This window comes from Mycolicibacterium sp. XJ879 (assembly GCF_053483935.1).
This window is the reverse complement of record NZ_JBEFTH010000004.1, coordinates 224,760-246,594: the sequence shown is the minus strand read 5'-3', so window position 1 is coordinate 246,594 and position 21,835 is coordinate 224,760. Positions and strand designations below refer to the sequence as shown.

The 21,835-nt window shown below is 63.6% G+C and carries 21 protein-coding genes and 1 pseudogene; 14 read left to right on the top strand and 8 right to left on the bottom strand.

Features of this window, described 5'->3' with window-relative positions:
* Positions 1 to 35: 35 nt before the first annotated feature.
* The 7 genes from ABQF13_RS11715 to ABQF13_RS11685 all read left to right on the top strand — a co-directional run bounded on the left by ABQF13_RS11715 (position 36) and on the right by ABQF13_RS11685 (position 5,278).
* Entirely contained in the window at positions 36 to 701 is a 666-nt protein-coding gene (locus ABQF13_RS11715; RefSeq protein ID WP_448392906.1) for a hypothetical protein, read from the top strand.
* Between the two features lie 2 nt (positions 702 to 703).
* Complete coding sequence (locus ABQF13_RS11710; RefSeq protein WP_448393134.1) at positions 704 to 1,327, top strand: hypothetical protein; 624 nt, start codon at positions 704 to 706, stop codon at positions 1,325 to 1,327.
* A gap of 24 nt (positions 1,328 to 1,351) precedes the next feature.
* Positions 1,352 to 1,807: a spore germination YkwD domain-containing protein gene (locus ABQF13_RS11705; protein ID WP_448392905.1), complete on the top strand. Its 456-nt coding sequence runs from the start codon at positions 1,352 to 1,354 to the stop codon at positions 1,805 to 1,807.
* A gap of 8 nt (positions 1,808 to 1,815) precedes the next feature.
* Positions 1,816 to 2,214: a hypothetical protein gene (locus ABQF13_RS11700; RefSeq protein WP_448392904.1), complete on the top strand. Its 399-nt coding sequence runs from the start codon at positions 1,816 to 1,818 to the stop codon at positions 2,212 to 2,214.
* Positions 2,215 to 2,286: 72 nt separating this feature from the next.
* Positions 2,287 to 2,811 carry a hypothetical protein gene (locus tag ABQF13_RS11695; RefSeq protein WP_448393133.1) on the top strand — a complete coding sequence of 175 codons (525 nt, stop codon included), beginning with the start codon at positions 2,287 to 2,289 and terminating at the stop codon, positions 2,809 to 2,811.
* 152 nt (positions 2,812 to 2,963) lie between these two features.
* Positions 2,964 to 3,965 (top strand): DUF7064 domain-containing protein, encoded by a 1,002-nt coding sequence (locus tag ABQF13_RS11690; RefSeq protein WP_448392903.1) that lies wholly within the window; start codon positions 2,964 to 2,966, stop codon positions 3,963 to 3,965.
* On the top strand, positions 3,962 to 5,278 hold the full coding sequence (locus ABQF13_RS11685) for a phosphotransferase family protein (protein ID WP_448392902.1): 1,317 nt from the start codon (positions 3,962 to 3,964) through the stop codon (positions 5,276 to 5,278). The genes ABQF13_RS11690 and ABQF13_RS11685 overlap by 4 nt, the downstream gene beginning before the upstream one ends.
* A gap of 14 nt (positions 5,279 to 5,292) precedes the next feature.
* Here ABQF13_RS11685 and ABQF13_RS11680 read toward each other — a convergent pair whose 3' ends face one another.
* The 3 genes from ABQF13_RS11680 to ABQF13_RS11670 are packed head-to-tail and all read right to left on the bottom strand — an operon-like array spanning position 5,293 to position 10,333.
* On the bottom strand, positions 5,293 to 7,713 hold the full coding sequence (locus ABQF13_RS11680; protein WP_448392901.1) for a thiamine pyrophosphate-binding protein: 2,421 nt from the start codon (positions 7,711 to 7,713) through the stop codon (positions 5,293 to 5,295).
* On the bottom strand, positions 7,659 to 8,999 hold the full coding sequence (locus ABQF13_RS11675; RefSeq protein ID WP_448392900.1) for a protoporphyrinogen/coproporphyrinogen oxidase: 1,341 nt from the start codon (positions 8,997 to 8,999) through the stop codon (positions 7,659 to 7,661). The genes ABQF13_RS11680 and ABQF13_RS11675 overlap by 55 nt, the downstream gene beginning before the upstream one ends.
* On the bottom strand, positions 8,999 to 10,333 hold the full coding sequence (locus tag ABQF13_RS11670) for a protoporphyrinogen/coproporphyrinogen oxidase (protein WP_448392899.1): 1,335 nt from the start codon (positions 10,331 to 10,333) through the stop codon (positions 8,999 to 9,001). The genes ABQF13_RS11675 and ABQF13_RS11670 overlap by 1 nt, the downstream gene beginning before the upstream one ends.
* A 417-nt stretch (positions 10,334 to 10,750) precedes the next feature.
* On the opposite strand from ABQF13_RS11670, the gene ABQF13_RS11665 reads away from it, so the two are divergent.
* The 3 genes from ABQF13_RS11665 to ABQF13_RS11655 are packed head-to-tail and all read left to right on the top strand — an operon-like array spanning position 10,751 to position 14,398.
* A complete protein-coding gene (locus ABQF13_RS11665; RefSeq protein ID WP_448392898.1) occupies positions 10,751 to 12,001 on the top strand; it encodes a cytochrome P450 in 1,251 nt (416 codons plus the stop codon).
* The gene (locus tag ABQF13_RS11660; protein WP_448392897.1) at positions 11,998 to 13,257 is read left to right on the top strand and encodes a CaiB/BaiF CoA transferase family protein; all 1,260 of its coding nucleotides are present in this window, start codon (positions 11,998 to 12,000) and stop codon (positions 13,255 to 13,257) included. Before ABQF13_RS11665 ends, ABQF13_RS11660 begins: the two co-directional genes overlap by 4 nt.
* On the top strand, positions 13,139 to 14,398 hold the full coding sequence (locus ABQF13_RS11655; protein WP_448392896.1) for a CaiB/BaiF CoA transferase family protein: 1,260 nt from the start codon (positions 13,139 to 13,141) through the stop codon (positions 14,396 to 14,398). Before ABQF13_RS11660 ends, ABQF13_RS11655 begins: the two co-directional genes overlap by 119 nt.
* Before the next feature lie 21 nt (positions 14,399 to 14,419).
* Here the strand turns inward: ABQF13_RS11655 and ABQF13_RS11650 are convergent, their stop codons facing one another.
* Positions 14,420 to 14,611, bottom strand: coding sequence for a ferredoxin (locus ABQF13_RS11650; protein WP_448392895.1), 192 nt, complete (start codon positions 14,609 to 14,611; stop codon positions 14,420 to 14,422).
* A 202-nt stretch (positions 14,612 to 14,813) separates the two neighbouring features.
* On the opposite strand from ABQF13_RS11650, the gene ABQF13_RS11645 reads away from it, so the two are divergent.
* Entirely contained in the window at positions 14,814 to 16,022 is a 1,209-nt protein-coding gene (locus ABQF13_RS11645; RefSeq protein ID WP_448392894.1) for a cytochrome P450, read from the top strand.
* 41 nt (positions 16,023 to 16,063) lie between these two features.
* Here the strand turns inward: ABQF13_RS11645 and ABQF13_RS11640 are convergent, their stop codons facing one another.
* Complete coding sequence (locus ABQF13_RS11640; protein ID WP_448392893.1) at positions 16,064 to 17,119, bottom strand: 3-deoxy-7-phosphoheptulonate synthase; 1,056 nt, start codon at positions 17,117 to 17,119, stop codon at positions 16,064 to 16,066.
* A 443-nt stretch (positions 17,120 to 17,562) separates the two neighbouring features.
* On the opposite strand from ABQF13_RS11640, the gene ABQF13_RS11635 reads away from it, so the two are divergent.
* Positions 17,563 to 18,000: a hypothetical protein gene (locus tag ABQF13_RS11635; RefSeq protein WP_448392892.1), complete on the top strand. Its 438-nt coding sequence runs from the start codon at positions 17,563 to 17,565 to the stop codon at positions 17,998 to 18,000.
* A gap of 85 nt (positions 18,001 to 18,085) precedes the next feature.
* Here ABQF13_RS11635 and ABQF13_RS11630 read toward each other — a convergent pair whose 3' ends face one another.
* Complete coding sequence (locus ABQF13_RS11630; protein WP_448392891.1) at positions 18,086 to 18,454, bottom strand: Rv1352/Rv1906c domain-containing protein; 369 nt, start codon at positions 18,452 to 18,454, stop codon at positions 18,086 to 18,088.
* A 565-nt stretch (positions 18,455 to 19,019) separates the two neighbouring features.
* Between ABQF13_RS11630 and ABQF13_RS11625 the strand changes: the two are divergent.
* Both ABQF13_RS11625 and ABQF13_RS11620 read left to right on the top strand, forming a co-directional pair.
* A pseudogene (locus tag ABQF13_RS11625) lies at positions 19,020 to 19,121 on the top strand (DUF2510 domain-containing protein); the annotation flags it as partial.
* Positions 19,122 to 19,211: 90 nt separating this feature from the next.
* On the top strand, positions 19,212 to 19,598 hold the full coding sequence (locus tag ABQF13_RS11620; RefSeq protein ID WP_448393149.1) for a DUF4352 domain-containing protein: 387 nt from the start codon (positions 19,212 to 19,214) through the stop codon (positions 19,596 to 19,598).
* A 96-nt stretch (positions 19,599 to 19,694) separates the two neighbouring features.
* Here ABQF13_RS11620 and groL read toward each other — a convergent pair whose 3' ends face one another.
* A complete protein-coding gene (gene groL / locus ABQF13_RS11615) occupies positions 19,695 to 21,320 on the bottom strand; it encodes a chaperonin GroEL (protein WP_448392890.1) in 1,626 nt (541 codons plus the stop codon).
* A gap of 79 nt (positions 21,321 to 21,399) precedes the next feature.
* Entirely contained in the window at positions 21,400 to 21,702 is a 303-nt protein-coding gene (gene groES / locus ABQF13_RS11610) for a co-chaperone GroES (RefSeq protein WP_046754122.1), read from the bottom strand.
* Positions 21,703 to 21,835 lie beyond the last annotated feature (133 nt).

Sequence of the window (21,835 nt, the reverse complement as noted above, 5' to 3'; positions counted from 1 at the left end):
GTCGAGGCCCTCTGAACTACCCCCAAGGAGATTCGATGTCCATAACCGACACAGTCGAGCTGACCGAGAATTCGGCGTCTGCACCGGCCGACGAGCAGGCACCAGAGGAAACCGGCGGGCAAACCTCGACTATCGAAGAAACCGATGAACCGGCGAAGCGATCCGCCACTTCCCGACGGGTCTCGTTATCGCTGCGCACCCTGATCACGGCGATTGTGTTCATCCTGCTGGCCGGCACCGCGGGTGCCCTGGGGTGGCTGTACATCGGTGTTCGAGGCCAATTGCACGCGCAGGCACAGGCCACCGCCGACCGAGAACGCGCGCAGCAGATCGCCACCGAGTACGCGGTGAACGCCGCTCAAATGGACTATCAGAATTTCGGCGAGTGGAAGTCGAGGCTGGTTGACGGGACTTCACCCGAACTGAAAGAGAAGCTGACCAAGGCCGCCGACTCGATGGAACAGTTGCTGGCACCCATGCAGTGGACGTCGACGGCGCGGCCGCTGTCTGCGATCGTCAAATCGGATGCGGGCGGCGTCTATACCGTCGATGCGTTCGTCAGTGTTTTGACCAAGACGGTGCAGGCGCCCGAAGGGCTGCAGTCGACCGCGACCTACAGCATCACGATCGACAGTCGGAAGGACTGGCTGATCACCGACGTGGGGGGAATTGACGCCGCCCTCAGAGGCAGCGGCGGGTGACCATGAGTGTTTCACTGCGCGGTAGTCTCGCGGCGGCGGGCGCCCTGGCCGCGTTCTGCAGTGCCTTGCTCGTCGGCGGACCGGCCGCAGCCGTGCCGTATGAACCATACGACCCGGCAACACATTTCGATCAGCCGCAACGGCTCCCAGTCGTGACGCCCGCCCCCAGCGACTGGCAACCGAAGTTTCCTCCTCCATTTGATACGACGCGGCAGTTCGTGACAGATGCCGATATCAATGCCGAGCGGGAAATGTGTCAGTGGTACACCGCGCAGTACAAGGCGATAAAGCGCCAGATCACGGGACTCAACAACGCCGTCGTACGAGCTAATGGCAACTGGGACGCCGATGGCATACCGCAGCAGGCCGGCATCGTCACGGCCAATCTCGATCAATCGATCGAGTTCCTGAACCCGCGCGTCGATGCACTCACCCGAAGCTTCGATCGCGCCGGCGACATGTATTTCCCGCTCTACCAAGGCGATAGCTTCCATGGGCTGTGGCAGCAGATGTTCAATGTAAGCAACGGAATCAAAGCCCGACAGCCCACCTGGTTCAGCGGCCCGTCCTACCACCAGATGCAGTTCTGGGGCAGCAAGATCAAACGCTCCCACGTCTGCCGCTGACCCCGATTCACAAAGGAGGCGCCCGTGCACAGGGCCCGTACCATCGCAGCGTTGGCCGCGGTTGTCGTGATAGCTGCCGCGCCGGTACCTGCCTGGGCCGGAACGGCACCCAGCGTGACACAGGTCATCGAGCAGGCGCGGAACGCTTCCACGTGCAGTCCGTTGACCTACAGCCCCGAGCTCGAGCGTGCCGCGGAGATCATCAACAGGTCGACCTCCGACTACCTCGACCACACCGGGGAGAACATTCCGGCCGACGACCCGCACCCGATGCCGATACTGACGGAGCTCGGCATCGAGGCCGAGAACGTTCATTCGCTGCAGGGTGCCGGCCATGCCGAGGCAGATGCCATTAAGGGCCTGACTCTGCAGGGATACAAGACGATTCCCGACTGCGCCTATACCGAGTTCGGCACCAGCGGACTCTACGAACCCCAGTCGGGATACTTCCTTGTCGTCGCAGTGTTGGTGCAGAAGTGAGCGCAGCCATGAAACCACTGGGCAGGGCCGCGTCTCGAATCGCGACAGTTTGCCTGGCCGCGGTGTGCGTTCCGGTAGTGGTTAGCCCAGCGGCAGCATGGGCCGAGGATTTCGTCACCTATGAGGTTGTCTCCGACAGCGTCGGCGTCGCCAATGTCGAATACCAGACCAGCACGGGCCGCATAGCGGCGAGATCGGTTGCGCTGCCGTGGCGGGTGGACGCACCAGTGCATACCTTCGACGGCCCGCCGCCGAATGGCAGCCAGGTGCGCGCTGATTGGCGGCCGGTCGCCGCTCCCAGGCGGTGGGTCTCTGTGCGCATCATCCACCAAGGAAAGGTCATCTGCCAGAGCACTCTTGATATCGGCAATGCCACCTGCTATGGCAATGTGCCACGTATTTCGTAGTGTTGCCGCCTGATTCAGATAGGAATAGCCGTGAAGCGTCTCTACAGTGTTGTGGCGGCCCTGATCGCCACCATCGCAGCAGTCAGTAGTCCTGCCTCGGCTCAAGCCGACCCGGACCCCAAGCCGGCGGAGTCGGTCATCGATCCTTTCCCCGACATCAGGTATTACGATGTGGTGGATCCCGCGGCATACGTGCTCCCGGGAGGGGTGTGGTTCGTCGCGCCGGGAGGCCAGCACTGCGGCATTTGGGGCCGCGGAAATTTCGGCTGCACTGGTGATATCCCCGGCGCCCCAGACGGAGTGAGGCATATCGGTTGGATAAACGGGGACCGTGCCGTCCACTACGACTGGTCGATGGCGGTCAGATTCCCTGCGACTCGAGCCGACAAACCCCTGCCACCGCACGGGAAGATCACCCACGAGGGTACCAGTTGCGCTGTCACGATGGACAGCAGAGCTTACTGCGAGCGGGGACCCCTTCGTTTCGTCATGGAGCCCAGCAAGACCTGGCTGTCGGCGGCTTGGATGGACCTGAGTTGGATAGAGCGCGGACCTGCATCATGTAGTCCGCCGGGTGGCGGGCCCTGTTACAGCTGATTAATGGTCACATAACTACCAAACAATGTATGGTTTTGTGGAATGATGACATTTACCTCACTTGCTGTCGCGTCGGTTACGGCAGAACCACAATCCGACGGAAACCCGCTAGTGAGCCCTACCCGGGGCGCGAACAACCATTAGGAGCACACATGGCTGCACCCACAGAGCCGTTCTCTGCCAACGATGAACTTCCCCACCCCGTTGGGCCGGACCCGTTGTGGCAGGAGAGCGTCGTGTTGATCTGGTGGGATGCGGCCGCCGGCGTCGGCGGCTTTCATCGCATCGGTCACGAGCCGGGACGGAACATTTCCACGAGCTGGGTCGGCATCCACACCCGCGATGGCGAACGCTTCACCCAGCATGTGAACATGCCGCTCTCAGACGGTGCCCGGGCAGACACGGGATTTTGTGTCGGTGATGCGTATCAGGCTCGATTCGAGAACGGCCATGCGGTCTGGACCATCCGTGAGGACGACTGCGAAATGGAGCTCGTGGCAACTGATTACACACCGCGTTTCGACCTGTTTCGCGCGGGCGGTACCGTCACCGACGACTTCGCGCCGGGGCACCTCGAAGCCGCCGGCCGGGTCGAGGGACATATCCGCCTCGGCGGACGGCTGACTCAGATCAACGGGTTGTGCTATCGCGACCACAGCTGGGGAAAGCGCGACTGGACAACCCTATTGAGTCACCGTTGGATTGCTGGAACGTGCGGCCCTGAACTCACCTTCAACGCGGCCTCGTGGCACGCCGTTGACGGTTCGTTGCGCAGCTTCGGCATCGTCGTCCGTGATGGCGTGGTCACTTACGCGGATGCGGTCGACCTGCTGGTGTTCATGGAAACGGATGCGACGACACACCGCGGCGGCCTCGCCGCCTTCGAATTGCCCGACGGCGAACGCATCCGGATAGACATCCAGACGCCAATCGGTGGTGCGTTGACACTGCACAATGGTGTGGCATGCATCGACGAGCTGTGTGAATTCGAATACCGCGGCAAGACCGGCTTCTGCGACCTCGAGATCACGACCAACCCGCGCGGGGGAACGGAACCGGTCACCGCGCTGGTCCGCGCGACCCAGCAAAGAGGACTGTCGCGACGCGAGTGGGCCACCGAGGACCTGCTGAGCCCACACCGGAGAGACTCATGACGGCCCCAGGTCACATCACCGCGATAGACGACCAAGCAGCGCGCGCGTACCTACTCAATGTCGCAGATACGCTGGGACGTACTGTCATCCCCGCACTCGATGGCGCCGCGCTGAGCCGCGCGAAGGACTGCTTGACGATCCTGGCGAGGCTGGCCGTGCAGCTTACGGCGCCGAATGACGGCGCTCAGCAACCGCTGCAGTTGCTCGCCGAACTCGACACCTTATCGGGCCGCGAAGCCGTTGAGGCCGACGGTGCAGTACTGGACGCTGAGGAGGCCGTCGCCGCCAAAGTTCGCGGCGACGTCGCTACATCCGGTGACGGGGGCCAGCGCAGCTTCGACCGCGACGGCCTTGAGGGTTTCCTGCGCGCACACTCTATCGGCGGCGAGGCGACAAGGATCGTCGACGCGCGCCCACTGGCCGGCGGGCGTTCCAAACAGACCGTACTGCTGCGCCAGCAAGGGGCCGCCGCACTGCCGGAACGCTTTGTGCTGCGGCAAGACTGGGCCAATTCGGTGGTGGGTACCTCGGTGACACCGGAATTCGAGGTACTTCGACGGCTGCACGCGGCCGGCCTGCAGGTACCGGAGCCGTACTTGCTGGAATCCTCTGACGAGGCGCTCGGCGCACCTTTCCTGCTGGTGGGCCATATCGAGGGTCACATCGAAGGCGACGTCTTCGATCCGCCGGCTTCGGAGAACCTCGCATTGCAGTTCGCCGTTCAACTCGGCCGTCAACACGGGCTGGGCGACGCTGCTTTCGACGGTCTCGATGGCCTCGTCGAGCGCAGCTTCACCCCGGACCAACTGCGGAGCGAGCTCGAAACTTTCGAAGCAATCATATCCGAGCTAAGTGAGCCGAACGCGACAATTGCGGCTGCGCTCGACTGGACCCGACGTCACATCGACGACGTCACAGGACCACGTGTGCTGGTGCACGGTGACCTAGGCTTTCACAACTTCTTGGTGTACGAAGACAACCTCACCGGGGTGTTGGACTGGGAACTTGCGCACCTGGGCCATCCTGCCGAGGATCTTGGATACATCCAGGGATGGGTGCGAAAGATGCTGCCGTGGGAGCAATTCATGGCGGCCTACCATCGCGCAGGCGGACCGCAGTCGTCACAGGCTGCGCTCGACTTCTACACGCTGTGGGCGGGCCTGCGGCTCTACTCGATGCTTTTGCAGGCACGCGCTGCCATCGTCTCCGGAGCCCTGCTCGACTGCGAGGTCACGATGTGCGTAGTGGACTACACACCCAAGTTGTTGCACCAGACTTCAGTCGCGTTGCGCGAGATCCTCGCCAGGAACTAAGCCGGCGCTTACCGTCAGCAGATGAGGTCGAGGGCGGCACGCGCGATGCTGTTCGCGTCGATCCCATGGTGGCGATAGACATCGTCGAGGTCGCCGGACTGGCCGAAGCGGCTGACACCCAGCGCCGCGCCCGCGACGCGATTCACATTGCTCAGGAACGCCAGGGTGTGCGGATGTCCGTCCAGAACGGTGACCATCGGCGCGCGCCGCTTTACGGGAAATGCCTGCTCGAGAATCCAGGTGGGGGCCTCGCAGAAGCCGCGACGCGCCTGCACTGCCTCGAACAGCAACCCGGGGCTGGTGACACAGACGACATCGGCGCCGATGCCCTGCCGGCGGAGACTTTCGGCCGCGGTCAGGGTTTCGGTAACCATCGCACCCATCGCAACCAGCGTCACCGCCGGCTCCGTCGCCCGTTGCAGCGGATAGGCCCCGGCGATGACCTGACGCCGGCGCCGCTCGCGCGCCGCCGGATCGGTCGGTACCGCACCCAGAGTCTGATCGACGGGGCGGGTCGACAACCGCAAGTACGATGAACTACCGCCGGGCCGGCCCATGCGGGCCAAGCAGGACAACAAGATCCATTCGGTATCGACGGCAAATGCCGGCTCGTAGCTGATACATCCAGGCTGTTCGAGCCCGACCGACGGGGTCTTGATCGACTGGTGTGCGCCACCTTCGGCAGCCAACGTCACGCCTGACGGCGTCCCGACAAGTATCGACTGCCCGCCGGCATAAATGCTGAAGGACCACGGCTCCAAAGCACGTTCGACAAACGGATCGTAGAGCACACCAATCGGATACAGGGTCTGGCCCCAACGGCTCCAGGTCGCGCCCAGTTCACCGATCAGGCCCACGAGATTTGTCTCAGCGATCCCGAGTTCGATGTGCTGCCCGGTCGGCTTCTCGCGCCAGTGTAGGAGAGTTTCGCCGTCGTCGTCGAACCAATTACGGCGCTCAATCAGCGACCACACGCCCACCTTGTTCACCCAGCCGGCGAGATTGGTTGTCGAGCTCACATCGGGGCTCACGGTGACGACCCGCCCGGCGACGTCGGGCGCCTCCCGGGTGAGATCCAGCAGAGCGCGACCGAACGCGGCTTGCGTTGTGGTCACCCCGGACGGTGTGCGCCCGAAGTCACCAGGGACCGGCGGGGGTGTTGGATCCGAAATCTGCGGACGTTGCAACCGCTTCCGCGTCGCGGCACACAGCCGTCCCGCGGGGGTCTTGTCGTCGAATCGCCGCCACGGATGGTCCGGATCCATCGCCAGGGCGTCGGCGAGTTCCTCGTATTGGGCCACTGACAACAGTGACGAATGATTCTGCGGATGTCCCTGTGTCGGCAGACCATATCCCTTGATGGTGTAGGCGACAATCACTGTCGGGCGGGTGTCGTCGATCTGCGCGAATGCCTCGCGCAACCGATCCAGGTCGTGGCCGCCCAGATCCCTGACCGCCGCCGACAGGGTTACGTCGTCGAGATCGGCAATCAGCCGCCTGATCTCGGCGCTGTCGCGCCCTTTCCCCGGCAGCACGTCCCGCAGCTGGTCGGGGTCATGTCGCAGCAGCCGTTGATACTCGGCATTGGGCATGGTCAGTATTCGGTCCCGCAACGCTGCTCCCCCGCGACGGGTGAACAACGATTCCAGCAATCTGCCGAACTTGCAGGTGATCACCTGCCAGCCGGCGGCGCCGAACATCCGCGCCAACCGCTCTGCGGCTATCAGTGGAACGACACGGTCCAGCGACTGCCGGTTCATATCCACGATCCAGACCAGCTCGCCCAACTCGGCTACGGCAGGATCGAGAATCGCCTCCCATACCGCCCCCTCGTCCAGCTCGGCATCACCGACCAGGGAGTACTGTCGGCCCAGCGTCGCACCCGCCGACCGGTCGTCTCGGACGATCCCGGCGGCGTCGCCGAACCTGAAATGAACGTAACGCCGCGCGATCGCACCCCAGATCGGAGCTGTCGCCCCGATTCCGACCGAGCCGGTCGAATAGTCAACCGGGTCCGGGTCTTTGGCCCGGCTGGGATAACTCTGTAGGCCACCGAATTCGCGAAGCGTGGTCAGATGCACTTCATCGAGCTCACCGATGAGATAGTTGATCGCATGCAGGACCGGGGATGCGTGCGGCTTCACCGAAACCCGGTCTTCCGGCCGTAGTTGACCGAACCAGAGCGTCGTCATGATCGACACCATCGATGCCGAGGAAGCCTGATGGCCACCGACCTTCAAACCGGACGAATTGTGCCGAACCCGGTTGGCGTGATGGACCATCGCCGTCGACAACCAGAGCACCCGCCGCTCGATTTCCGACAGCACGTCGGCATCGGGGGGATGGGAGCCGAGGCAAATGGAGGGAACTGCGGTGGTGCTCACCGAACCGCCCGGATCACCCGCTGTGCGGCGAGTTCCGCCGAGGCCGCACATCCGTTGGTGCTCGATGCGCTCATATAGTCCCCTGCCAGCTGGACCCGAGACCGATGATCGATCAGGTCGACGAGGTCCTGAACGTAGGAGTACATACCGGGGTAGCTGCGGATGACGGCGGGTTGCCACCGCTCGATGTGGCTGAACTCCACATCGCGGGACACCCCTGGCAACACCTTTTCGACGGACTGGAGCATCTGCGCGGCCAACGCGTCGTCTGCGATGTCACCGCGCTCCTTGCACCAGCTACCCAACCAATAGGTGCTGACGATTCCCTTGTCGTGCGGCGCTGCGCATCGACTGTAGTTGTGCGGCAGGACAACTACGCATAGGCCGTGATCCAGCGACGCGGGCACCGGTATCACCATCGCTTCTTCGTCCGGCTTACGCGACAACGCGAAGTGCGCGGCGTAGGCCGTCCCGTACTCCAGACGGTCGCGCAGAATGTCCTGTTGACCGGCATTAAGCTGAGGAAACAATTTCGGCACTTCGGTGGCCGGGGTGGCGATCACACAGGCATCCGCCACGATGGTGGACTCGACCCCGTCGACCGCGTACGTCACCACGACATCGGTGTCACGCTCGGTGACGTTGACGGCTTCGGCATCCGTGACGACATCGAGTCGACCGGCAATCGCATCGACGACGAATCCGATGCCCCCCTGGTAATTCATGAATCCCGAACCGACGAAGTTCACCGCGGCAAAGAAAAAGTCGACGACGGAGAGCTCGTGTGATTCGGCGCAGTACAGGGCCCTCAGCATCGGGTTGACCAGAAACTCTTCGAGTTCCGGGGTCAGTCGGCGTTCACAGTATTGTGCGGCCGTCTCGATGTCGAAGCGCGCTGCGGCACCCAGGTTTTCGTAGCTGAGGTACTTCTTCATCCGTAGGCCGTCGATCACCAGGTTTCGTGCGGTGAGCTTGCTTCGTACGGACAGTAGATCCGTACGGAGACCATCGGCCACCATGGCAGCACCGGTAGACCGGATGCGATGCAGCCAGCCCCCTCTGGGGATTGCGAGCAGGCCTTGGACGTCGTCGATCTCTGCCGACAGGTTGAGTTCGCGGATCAGGCTCCTGATCGCCGCATACGACGACGGCAGGATATTGGCCGCTCGATTGATCGTGAATCCGCTTCGGCGGATGCTGCTCATCTTGCCGCCGACTGTCGGTTCTCGTTCCAAGACTGTGACCGCAAACCCCTCGCGGTGTAGGCGAAACCCTGCGGCCAATCCGGATATGCCGGATCCGATGACGACCGCCCTCGGTCGTGCGTTGCCAGACATCAGTGCTCTTTCCGTAGTATTCGCACCAGCTCGCCAGCAGCTCGCTGCCCCGCGCCGACACTGGCATTGATACTCGTCTGCGCGTGGTAATCGCCCGCCAACTGAATGCGGCGATCGCGTCGGCTGCGCTCCGCGAATGCACGCAGGTCGGCGTAGGTCCCCGGCCGGCTCGCGACCAAAGCCTGCGACCATCTCGAAACACACGATTCCCGCACATCCTCGCACCAGCCCGGGAAGAGGTCGTTCACCGCCTGTCGGGTGGCGGCGACAATGGACGCGTCGTCGTCACCCCAGTGCCGCCGGGACCACTCACTCGTCCAGAAAGCGGTGAGAATACCGGCGTTGCGCGGCACACGTCCTGGCGCGAGATTGTGACCGAGCGCGACGACGGGCAGGTCCGGTTGGGCGGACCGGGGCACCAAAACCATCGAGGACTCTTCGGCCGGTGCGCGCCCGACGCCGACGTTGACCACAATCGACGACGAGTAGTCCAACGCCTCGAGATAGGTACGACGGTCGCAATCAAGCGCGCTGTGTATCCGCACGACGTCGGGTGCTGGAATGGCAAGGACCGCGGCGTCGAAACACCGCCGGTGTTCGCTACCGCCGGCCCGCCAACTCACCTGCACGCCCTGATCGTCCTCGACAACCCCGTCGACTTCGGTCTCCAGGTGCACATTCAACCCGCGTGCGGCACGCTCGGCGAAGAATGCAACACCGTCCCGATGGGTCCATAGGCTGTTTCCCACCAGGAGTGCTTTCGCGGCGGCGAACAGATCCACGACCGATGTCCGCTCCGGCTCCACCAAGAACAGCGCCCGGGTAAGCGGCGCAAGAAGATAGTCGAAGACCTCCCCGGAGAACCGTGACTCGGCGTAGTCGCGCACCGTCTGGGTGTCGAACGGTGCGGCGGTGGACAGATCTATCGGGTTGATCGCCCGATACATTCTCGCCAGATCCACGCCGAACCGCCACAACGACACTTTGGAGGATGTGCTGAGCGCGCCGAACCGCAACAGACTCCGCGGCTGCCGGCGCCGGATCCGCTCGATGCTTCCCTGCCGGTACACACCGATGGTCGCCCCGCGCTTTTCGATCTCGTCCTCGACGTTCAAGCTCTGCAGCAGCGACCGGACTTCACGGCTGGTCGACGGCAACGCACCGGCTCCGGTGTCGAATCCGAAGCCGTTGCGCCAGACCGTGCGTGTCCGCCCGCCCACGGCATTGGACTTTTCGAACACCGTGGTCTGAAATCCAGCGCGGTTCAACCGGTACGCGCACGCGATTCCGCCGACACCGGCGCCGATGACTGCGACCTGCGGACGTACACCCATCAAGAACTCATTGCGGTCCGGTCGGTGTGCCGCTCCACCTGCGCCCTGCGCGTTGTCCGCGCGGCGAATGCCGCCGACAACTCACACGGTGCCTCAACGACCGGGCTGGCGTGTAGATCCGGGTCATGCCGAATCCGGTGGAACATGTTTGGGTACACCGACCTTTCCGAGATCCAATTTAATCCAACACTATACGGTTAGTGCGGCCGTCGTCGATGCCCATTCGGAAAATCCGCCCTGATGTGGTGAATGCCGTGGAACGGGCCGCCAACCTGGCTGCCCTATGAACGTTCCACTCAGAAGCTGCAACACCGAATTCCGGGCCAAGACGGCTGAGGTATCTTGATGTTCCAAACAGTGTTAGATATTGTGTTTTGCGGGCTCCCCGCCCCATATCCACGTTGAGGAGTCGTCGCGATGCAGTTCAACCACCACTCTCCCGAGTTCGCCACCCACTGGCGTGAGCAGTATGCCGAGATGCGCGCGAAATGCCCTGTCGCACATAGCGACGAATTCGGGGGCTTCTACATCGCGACCGACTTCAGTTCCGTCCAGCAGATTCTGCACGATCCGCAGAACTTTCGCTGTGGCCGCGGCCTTGATGTCGGTACCGGTGAGACCATTCCCGGCGGGGTAACCATTCCGACGAACCCCGTTCGAATGGGCATGATGGAGATGGATCCGCCCCGGTCCCAGACGTTACGCAAGATCATCGCCGGCCGGTTCAGCAAGAAGGCGGTCAACGACTACGCGCCGCGCATGCAGGCGCTGGTGTCATGGTGTGTGGACCGCGTGATCGAGAGAGGGTCAATCGATTTCGTCGACGACCTCGCGAATCCGACTCCCGCCCTGATCACGGTCGATTACCTGGGTCTACCGCTGACGAACTGGGAGTTCTACGCGACGACGCTGCACAAGGCGGCATACCGTGAGAAGGGCTCGGCCAGTGCGGTCGGGGAAATGCTGGACGACATCCGTGCGATCGTGCGTGATCGGCAGTCGCAGCGGCGCGGTGACGACAGCGTGATCGAGCAACTCCTCGACGGCCAGGAGGACGGTGAACCGATCAGCGAGGACATCGCCGTCGAGATGATCTTTATGCTGCTCAACGGCGGCATCGACACGACCACCGCGCTGATTGCCAATAGTTTCCTCTTCTTCGATGAGCATCGAGACAAGTGGGAATGGCTGCGCGAGGACCTCAGCCGCGTCCCGGCTGCCGTCGACGAGTTGATCCGGTATACCAGTCCGAGCACCGGTGTGGCCCGTACTGTCGCCAACCCCGTGACGGTTCATGACGTGGACCTCGAACCCGGAGACCGCGTCCTGCTGGCGTTGGGTTCGGCCAATGCCGACCCGGAGGTGTTCGACGACCCCGCCGAGGTCCACCTGGATCGGCAACGCAACCGCCATCTCTCGTTCGGTTCAGGCATGCACCGCTGCATCGGGACATATGTCGCGGTACAGGAGATGACCCTGCTACTGCGCGAGGTCCTGCGCCGCCTGCCCGACTATCGAATCCGACGTGACAAGGTGGTCGCCTACCCCACCGTTCCGCTGGTGAATGGCTACATCGCCATGCCGGCAACGTTTACCCCCGGCCCCAAGCTGATGGGCGGGGTGCTTGCGGACGATCTGCCCTACCCCCTCGACAGGGTGGCGACGTGACAGCCGAACCCGTTGCCGCTGATCAGCCGAACAGCGGCGCACTCAAGGGCTTACGCGTCCTGGAAGTCGGACACATCATCGGCGGACCGTTCTGCGGGCATCTGTTCGCCGACCACGGCGCCGAGGTTATCAAGATCGAACCACCCGGCGTTGGCGACCCCATGCGGACATGGGGCGGCTTGTACAAGGGGGTCGGGCTGTACTGGTCGATCATCGGGCGTGGCAAGAAGTCCGTCGAACTCGACCTCCGCACGGCGACGGGGCAATCGACGTTCCGTGAACTTGCCCGCACCGCCGATGTGGTCGTCGAGAACTTCCGGCCGGGCACGATGGAGCGCTGGGAACTGGGATTCGAGAAATTGCACCGTGAAAACTCCCGGCTCATCATGGTTCGAATCACCGGATTCGGCCAGACCGGGCCCTACCGCGACCGGGCCGGCTTCGGATCGGTCGCCGAGGCGATGAGTGGCTTTCGGCATCTCTCTGGCGAACCGGACCGACCACCCGTGCGAGTCGGCATCTCGATCGGTGACGCGCTGGCCGCCACCCAGGGCTTCACTGGTGCGCTGATGGCGCTGTGGGCGCGCGACCGTCCCGGAGGACTGGGCCGCGGCCAGGTAATCGACGTCGCACTGTACGAGGCGATGTGGATGTACATGGAATCCACCCTCGCCGAGTACCAGAAGCTCGGCAAGATCCGCCAACCGACCGGCGCCCTCCTGCCGGGCGTGGCACCGTCGAATGTCTATCCTTCCCGCGACGGCCAGTGGATCATCATTGGCGCAAACCAAGATTCGGTATTCCGACGGCTTGCCACACTGATCGGCCACGATGACTGGTTGGCAGAGGATTCCCCCTATCTCACCCACACCGGCCGCGGCGCCGCGCAGACGGAACTCGATACCGCTATCGCGATGTGGAGCGCCCACCTCGACGCCGCAACGGCATTGGCGCAACTTGCCGAAGCCGGCGTGCCAGCCGGTCCTATCTACAAAGCTGACGACATCGCCGCAGACCCGCACTATGCCGCACGCGAAATGATCATCCATCTGCCCGAGCCCGGACTAAACGGCGAGCCCGTGGCGATGCCGGGAGTGGTGCCGAAACTCAGCTCCACACCGGGACGAGTGCGTCGCGGTGCGCCGCGGCTCGGCCAGCACACAGCCGAGATCATCAATAGACTGCAGCACAACGACGTCCAATCCGCTACAACCGAATCATCAGGAGCCCCCCACTGTGACGTCGCATCACCCTAACGTCGGTCCGCTGGCGGGAATCACCGTGCTGGACGTCAGTGCACTCGGCCCCGGCCCGTTCTGCTCGATGATGCTCGCCGACTTTGGCGCGGAGGTCGTCAGCATCAGCCGGCCCGGGCCCCGCGAGAACTTCGATCCGTCCCAGTTCTTCTCTCGAGGCAAGCAGTCGATCGTCGTCGACATCAGAAGGCCGGACGGCGCGCAGTTGATCCGGCACATGACAACTCAAGCCGATGTCTTCCTGGAAGGCTTCCGACCCGGGGTGATGGAACGGCGTGGGTTGGGCCCCAACGAGTTGATGGCCATCAGTTCCAGGCTCGTCTACGCCCGACTGACCGGCTACGGGCAAAACGGGCCCCTATCACAGTCGGCGGGCCACGACATCAACTACCTGGCGTCGGCGGGTCTTCTCGGCACGCTGGGTGACGAACAGAACGGACCCGCCATACCACTAAATCTACTCGGAGACTTCGCTTCTGGATCCATGTCGACCGTCCTGGGTATCACCCTGGCGCTCATCGAGCGGCAGGCGACGGGGCGAGGCCAAATCGTCGACGCGGCGATGGTCGACGGAGCCGCTGCGCTGTTGTCGGCGCAGCTCGCCGAATTCAGCGCAGGCCTTTGGCACGGGCCGGGCACATCGTTGCTCAGCGGCCGGGCACCGCACTACGCTGCGTACCGTTGCTCCGATGGAGGATGGTTCGCCGTCGGAGCCATCGAAGACCGCTTCTACGCTCAGATGGTTTCCACTCTGGGTCTGGACATCAACGAACTGCCCGACCGATCGGATCGAGCGAACTGGGATGATCTTCGCGACATATTCGCCTCCTGTTTCGCCGCGCGAACACGTGCTGAGTGGACAAAGGAGTTTTCTGTCGTCGACGGGTGCGGTAGCGCCGTCCTGCGACTGGACGAGCTTGCGGATGATCCCCACCTGCAAAGCCGAAAAACTGTGTACCGTAACGGTAACCTGCTTGAGCCAGCTCCCGCGCCTCGCTTGTCGGGCTTCGCACCTCCGGTTCGTCAACGGGTGGCAGCCATCGGCCAGGACACCAGAGCGGTGCTGCGCCGCTTCGGGGTCCGCGACAGCCGCATCGACGAGCTCGAACGACAAGGCGTGGTCGAGCAGGCCGACTCCTGACCGCCACAGCGGCTGACGCGCTCAGCCCTCCGTTGTGATGGCAGATTCGGGGCAGGCCAGTACCGCCTCATCGACTTCGTCCCTAAGGTGCTCTGGGACAACGGATTCTAGGACCCGGCCCTTGCCGTCGTCGTCCATGCCGAAGACGTCCGGGCAGATCGTCACGCACCGGGCGTGTCCCTGGCACCGTTGATCGTCGATCGTCACCTTCACGGCCGCACCTCCATCTCAACAACCTGTTCAACCGCGTCCGACCGACGAACCGGCATGGAAACGCAGATTAGCAAACGTCGTTCGGTTTTGTCTAAAGGGATATTTCGGCATGGAAACGCCCAACCGAATCCGCTTTCACCTTGTAAAATCCAACGTTGATCGTTTACGCTGGTACGGTCGGATCGATATCAGGAGCGGACATTTGACCACCACGCCCCCAGCGCCAGAAGACATCCTCGACCACTACGACATGTGGGCTCCGGACCACGAGGCCGTCAAGTGGGACGTCTTCGCCTACGCGCGACGTAAATGCCCGGTGTTTCACACGTCGGCCGACGGCGGAGGTCAGTACGTGGTCACCCGGTACCAGGACGCACGCAGGGTGCTGGAGGATACCGAAACCTTCTCGTCCACAGGTGTGAATCCACGTGGCGCCTCGCCGGTGCCGCTGAATCCGCTGGATGCCGATCCGCCCTTCCAGACCGAACTGCGGCGGTTGTTGAATCCCCTGTTCACCCGGACGTACCTGCTGCGGTACGAGCCCGAACTACGACGCGAGGCGCAGGCGCTGATCGACGGCTTCATCGACAAGGGTGAGTTCGACTTCATCGAGGACTACGCCGCGCCGTTTGTCGGTAACGCCCTGGCCAAAATTGCGTTCAACGAACAAGACCCGGCCAAGATGGCGCAGGCGGCATCCATCGTGATTCGGGTGGCCGCCGAGGCCACCGATGAAGCGTTCTTCGAGCTCGCGGTACTGGCTGGCCAGTATCTCGCCGAACGAGAAGACAATCCCGTCGACCGTGACGATGTTCTCAACGCGGTGACCACCGGCACAATCGGCCCCGACCATCGGCCATTGACCGAAGACGAGCGGTTGGGCGTGATGACCGTGTTGTTCCTCGGTGGCCTGGACACCACCCGCGGCGCCCTGGGATCGATCGCCTGGCATGTCGCCAATGAACCCGACCTCGAACAGCGGCTGCGCGATCCACGCTGGGTCCGCCAAGATCTGGACGAGTTCATCCGGCACTCATCTCCGGTTGGGTGTCTTGGACGTCGCATCACCAAAGACGTCGAAGTGGCTGGCACCCATCTCGCCGCCGGTGAGCAGGTTCTGATCCGATACGACTCGGCCAACCGGGATGAGGACCAGTTCGAGAACGCCGACCGCCTGGAATTCGACGTCCGCCGGCCCGGCAACATGGGGTTCGGCTTGGGCATTCACCGCTGTCTGGGTGCGCACTTTGCCCGGATCCAGATCGCGATCGCGTTCGACGAACTGTTCAAGCGGCTTACGAACATGCGCCTTGTCGATCCCGCCGATGTCCGATGGGCGGCGGGAATCGCCAACGGTCCCGAACGGTTGCGTGTGAGATTCGATCGGTACGCGGGTTCGGAAGCGAACTGAAGTCGGCAGCCCACCACGTTGAGTACGCCGAGCCGCGCGTCCTAGCCGCGGTTGGCCAGCTCGCGCAACGCCAACTCGGTTGTCGGCCAATCCATGCACTTGTCGGTGACCGACTGCCCGTAGGTCAGCGGACGGGCCTCGGCGGCTTGGGCGCCACCGACCAGGAAGCTCTCCAGCATCACGCCGCTGACCGGCACCCCGTCGCGGACCAACTGTGCGACCTCGGCGGCGACGGCGGCCTGGCGGACGTGGTCCTTACCGGAGTTGGCGTGGCTGCAGTCGACCACTACCCGACCGGGTAGACCCGCCGCGGTGAGCTTGGCGGCGGTGGCGCTCACCGACTCGGCGTCGTAGTTGGGCCCGCCGGTGCCGCCGCGCAGGATCACGTGGCAGTCGTCGTTGCCTGCGGTGTTCACCAGGGCGCCGCGGCCGGTGTCGTCCATACCGAAGAAAACATGTTGGGCCGCAGCGGCTTTCACGCCGTCGACCGCGACCTGGATGTTGCCGTCGGTGCCGTTTTTGAACCCGACGGGCATCGACAGCCCCGACGCCAGCTGGCGGTGCACCTGCGATTCGGTGGTGCGGGCACCGATCGCGCCCCACGCGACCGCGTCGGCGATGTACTGCGGGCTGGTCGGCTCGAGGAACTCGCATCCCACCGGAAGCCCGATGTCGATGACCTCGAGCAGCAGTTGGCGCGCGATGCGCAGACCGCGGGCCACGTCGAAGGTGCCGTCCATCCCGGGATCGTTGATCAGACCCTTCCAGCCGATCGTGGTGCGCGGCTTCTCGAAGTACACCCGCATCACGATCTTGAGCTGATCGCGTAGTTCCCCGGCCACCTTGGCCAGCCGGCTGGCGTAGTCGAGTGCCGCGACCGGGTCGTGCACCGAACACGGGCCAACCACGACCAGCAACCGGTCGTCCCGGCCTGCCACGATATCGGCCACCTCGTCGCGGTCGCGGGCCACCCGCTCCGCACGCCGGGCACCGAGCGGGAACTCGGTGAGCACATCGTGCGGGCTGGGGATCTCGCTGAAACTGCGGACGCGCCGGTCAGACGTGGCAGGCGGGGTGGCGGTCTGCGCCAGGTTCATCTCGGTAGTGCCTTTCTTGACTGGGCACCTGGGTGAATCTCCGGCGCCCTCTTAACGACGAAAGGCAGCGACCTGATGGTCACTGCCTGGGCTCCGGGTGGACGCGTGCTTAGTGCTGCGCTCTATCGGCCCCACCCGGAGCCTTGATAAAGCGCCAATAGCCGGCACACACGCTGATCACGCGACCCAGGCTATACCGGCGTCCCCGAACTGGCCAAATCGGCCCGGTACGCAGCTAACGGTCCACTTACGGCCCAGTAAATATTTAACTTGCATGTTCAATTTGCTGTGATATGTGACCATGTGGATCTATACCGCATGTACCGGCATTAATAGTTCTTCAATACTTGGGGACATATTGATCTTTGCTTGCTGGAAGCTATCATTGGCAAATGGCTGGTTCGGTCCTGAGCCAGCCTCACACAGGAGGTCAAGGGAGGAACATGGCTAAGCACAAGGCGGTAAAGGCGCTCGGGGTGGGGCTAGTGGCCGGCGGCCTGATGGTCGGCGGGCCCGCAGGTGTCGCGTTCGCCGATGGCGGTCTCGGAGGCCTTCTCGGCTCGGTCGTCGACGGCGCCAACGACGCGGTGCAGAACGTCGTCGGCGGCACGAACGGCGCCGTGCAGAACATCGTCGACCAGAACAACAAGGGCCTGCAGGGCATCACGGAAATCAACAACGAGGGCCTGCAGAGCGTCGTCGACCAGAACAACAAGGGCTTGCAGAGCATCGTCGACCAAAACAACAAGGGTCTGCAGAGCGGCGTCGGGTCGCTCAACGACGCCGTTCAGGCGACGGTGCCAGCCACGCAGTCCACATTGTCGGCCGCCAACGGGTTGGTGAGGTTCGCCGTCCACGGCTTGCTGAGGGGCGGCAACTAGTTCCGCGCTCGAAGACACCCCCGGTTCCCTGTCGGACCGGGGGTGATTCGTTACCGCCTATTACCCTCTGCTGCAGTGGGTTCGGTCAGCGGACCCGCGTCCAGGGTTGACAATTGAGCGACTCGAAGGCCTTGACGGTCGAGTTGATGTTCGCATACATCGGACCCATGGAGATGTTCGTCGCGAGGACGTTGTCCTTGTTCGCATCGGGTGTGCTGTAAGTGAACCAGACACACATCGAGTCCTGTGTCGGCACGTCGTTGATCCAGACGCCGAACACCGAGGCCGTTCCGTCCGAATGGTAGAGGCCTGGCGCGATGTCGGGCCCGACCAGAAAAAACCCGTTTCCCGGGATGGGATCCAGCGGCGCGGCCGCCGCCGGTGAGACATACGCGATTGCGGCCGCCGAGACGAACACCGCGGCGGCTGCTTGAGACCAACACTTCAAGGGCATCGTTCCTCGTTTCGTTGCCCGAAGACTTGATGTGCCTTGATGTGCAGCGTATGCCTTCGACCGTTGGGTGGTGCAGATTTCGCGACCGCGACGAGCGCGGCGCGGGCCACATCAGTCCGTTCCACCCACCACCAGACCCGGCCCATGCTCGACGAAACCGAAAACACCCCCGGCCGCGACGACGGGGGTGTTTCGCCGAACTACGAACTAGTGCGCGTGGACGTGGGGACCGTGGCCGTGGCCGTCGTCTATCTTCCTCCGGCTTCTCCACCACCGCCGTCTCGGGAGTTTACGATGTGCCACTACTACCGAAACGGCGCCCGTACCGGTCATCCAGTTCAGCCAACCAACGGACGCCACCACCTACAGAGTGGTTGGGCGAGACACGGGCTGCCGCGGCTGCAGCCAAACTCATTGGCGCAGAGCGGAATGGGCCAGTCTTTGTGCCCGTGATTTTTCGTGAACCAAGAGTTGGCCCAGGCTCGAGGCCACCGATTCAACATCCTCGACGGCGAACCACGGTGGCGCCAACCGACAGCGAGTCGTTTGCTACTGTCCTGCAGTCATGAGCACGCCGTCACCCCCGCCTGGTTGGTATCCAGACCCCTCAAATCCCGGCCAATCCATCTACTGGGACGGCACAAAATGGACCGTACGCAGGGCAGGCGCGCCAACATCAGCGACTCAGGGCGTTGGTCGATCCAATTCCGATGCTGTGGTCAAGTGGGTCGCTGGCAGCGTCGCTGCAGTCGTAGGGTTGGTGATCGTCTTTTCCGCACTAGGCGGTAAAGACAGCGAGCCGATCGACGAGCTGCACCTGCCGCCCGTACGGGACGGCAAGCTGGAGTTCACCCTGCTTTCCTGGAACGGACACGCTGGAAAGCTGCGGGTTGTGAACATCGGAGACCGTTCGTGGTCATACGCCGGCGACAATCAGAAGGCTGTCGACGCCGGAGGCCGGGAATTCGACTGTGATGGCGAAACCGTAAGTGATATCCAGCCTGGGCAAGGGATCATCGACTCGCTCACATGCCGCAATGGCGAAGTTACTATCCACCACCTCGAAGTTCACGATTCTTGGCTTTCGCTCGGAGCCGACCTCATCCTGGAACCGACTCTCGGGGATGACCCACCATCGCCTTGAGCAACAAAGATTGACTCACATCATCCTGGGCGGCATGCTCGCCGAAACCGAAAACACCCCCGGCCCAAGCGGACCGGGGGTGCCTCGTCTCCGTGCCTAGTGCGCGTGGCCGTGGTGACCGTGGCCGTGGCCGTCGTCCTCGGGCTCCTCGGGCTTGTCAACAACCGCGGTCTCGGTGGTGAGCACCATCCGCGCGACCGAGGCCGCGTTCATCAGCGCCGAACGGGTCACCTTGACCGGGTCGACGATGCCGGCGGCCGCCAGGTCGCCGTAGCTCAGCGTCGCGGCGTTGAAGCCCTGTCCCTCAGGAAGTTCCAGGACCTTGCTCACCACCACCGAACCGTCGAGCCCGGCGTTGGTGGCGATCCAGTGCAGCGGTGCTGACAGCGCCGCGGCGAACAGGTCGACACCCAGCCGCTCGTCGCCGGAGAGGCTTTCGCGCAGCTTGTCGGTGGCTGCGCGGGCACGCACCAGCGCTGCCCCGCCACCGGCGATGATGCCTTCCTCGACCGCAGCCTTGGCCGCCGCGATCGCGTCCTCGACGCTTTCCTTGCGCTCCTTGAGCGCCGTCTCGGTGGCCGCGCCGACCTTGATGACGGCCACCCCGCCGGCCAGCTTGGCCAGCCGCTCTTCGAGCTTCTCGCGGTCCCAGTCCGAGTCGCTGGCCTCGATCTCGGCGCGCAACTGCTGGGCGCGCCCATCGATGGCGTCCTTGGTGCCGCCGCCGTCGACGATGACGGTGCTGTCCTTGTCGACGACGACGCGCCGCGCGGTGCCCAGCACGTCGAGGCCGGCCTCACGGAGCACCAGGCCCACGTCGGGGTTGACGACCTGCCCTCCGGTGACGATCGCGAGGTCCTCGAGGAACGCCTTGCGGCGGTCACCGAAGAACGGCGCCTTGACCGCGACGGCCTTCAGCGTCTTACGGATGGAGTTCACCACTAACGTTGAAAGCGCTTCGCCCTCAACGTCTTCGGCGATGATCAGCAGCGGCTTACCGGCTTCGGCGACCTTTTCCAGCAGCGGCAGCAGGTCGGGCAGCGAGCTGATCTTCTCGCGGTGCAGCAGCACCAGCGCGTCCTCGAGCACCGCCTGCTGGGCGTCGAAGTCGGTGATGAAGTATGCGGACAGGAAGCCCTTGTCGAAGCCGACACCCTCGGTGATCTCGAGTTCGGTGTTCAGCGTCGAGGACTCCTCGACGGTGACGACGCCGTCGTGGCCCACCTTGGTCATCGCCTCACCGACCATCTCACCGATCTCATCATCGCGTGACGAGACGGTGGCAACCTGGGCGATGCCCTGCTTGTCGGACACCGGTGTGGCCGACGTCAGCAGCGCTTCAGAGACCGCGTCGGCGGCCTTGGCGATGCCCTGGCCCAGCGCGATCGGGTTGGCGCCGGCGGCGACGTTGCGCAGCCCGCCCTTGACGAGGGACTGGGCGAGCACCGTCGCGGTGGTGGTGCCGTCGCCGGTGACGTCGTTGGTCTTGGTTGCGACGGACTTCACCAGCTGCGCGCCGAGGTTTTCGAACGGATCCTCGAGGTCGATTTCGCGCGCGATCGTCACGCCGTCGTTGGTGATCTGCGGTCCGCCGAACGCCTTGGCCAGCACGACGTGTCGGCCACGCGGCCCGAGGGTCACGCGAACTGCGTCGGCGAGCTTGTCTACGCCCGCTTCCAGTGCGCGGCGCGCAGTTTCGTTGTACTCAATCTGCTTGCTCATGGATGTCTTTCCCTAGTTACGCATGCCGCCCCGGAGATCACCCGTTGGAACGGGGATTTCCGGGGCGGTACACGGGCGCTTACTTGTTGACGACAGCCAGCACGTCGCGGGCCGACAGGATCAGGTACTCCTCGCCGTTGTACTTGATCTCGGTGCCGCCGTACTTGCTGTAGATGACGGTGTCGCCCTCCGACACGTCCAGCGGGATCCGCTTTTCGCCGTCCTCATCCCAGCGGCCAGGGCCGACTGCGACGACGGTGCCTTCCTGCGGCTTCTCCTTGGCGGTGTCGGGAATGACCAGACCGGAAGCGGTCGTGGTCTCGGCCTCGTTGGCCTGTACGAGGATCTTGTCCTCGAGTGGCTTGATGTTCACGCTCGCCACGATGGAGCCCTCCAGTGGTTCGGGTAGTAGATCCGGGGCCAGGCCCCGGATCTAGAGATTCCAGTGTTACCAGGTGTTCGGCATAGCGTCCGTGCCCAGGAGCCGTCGTCGCGGGTGCCGGCACAGGGGGTTG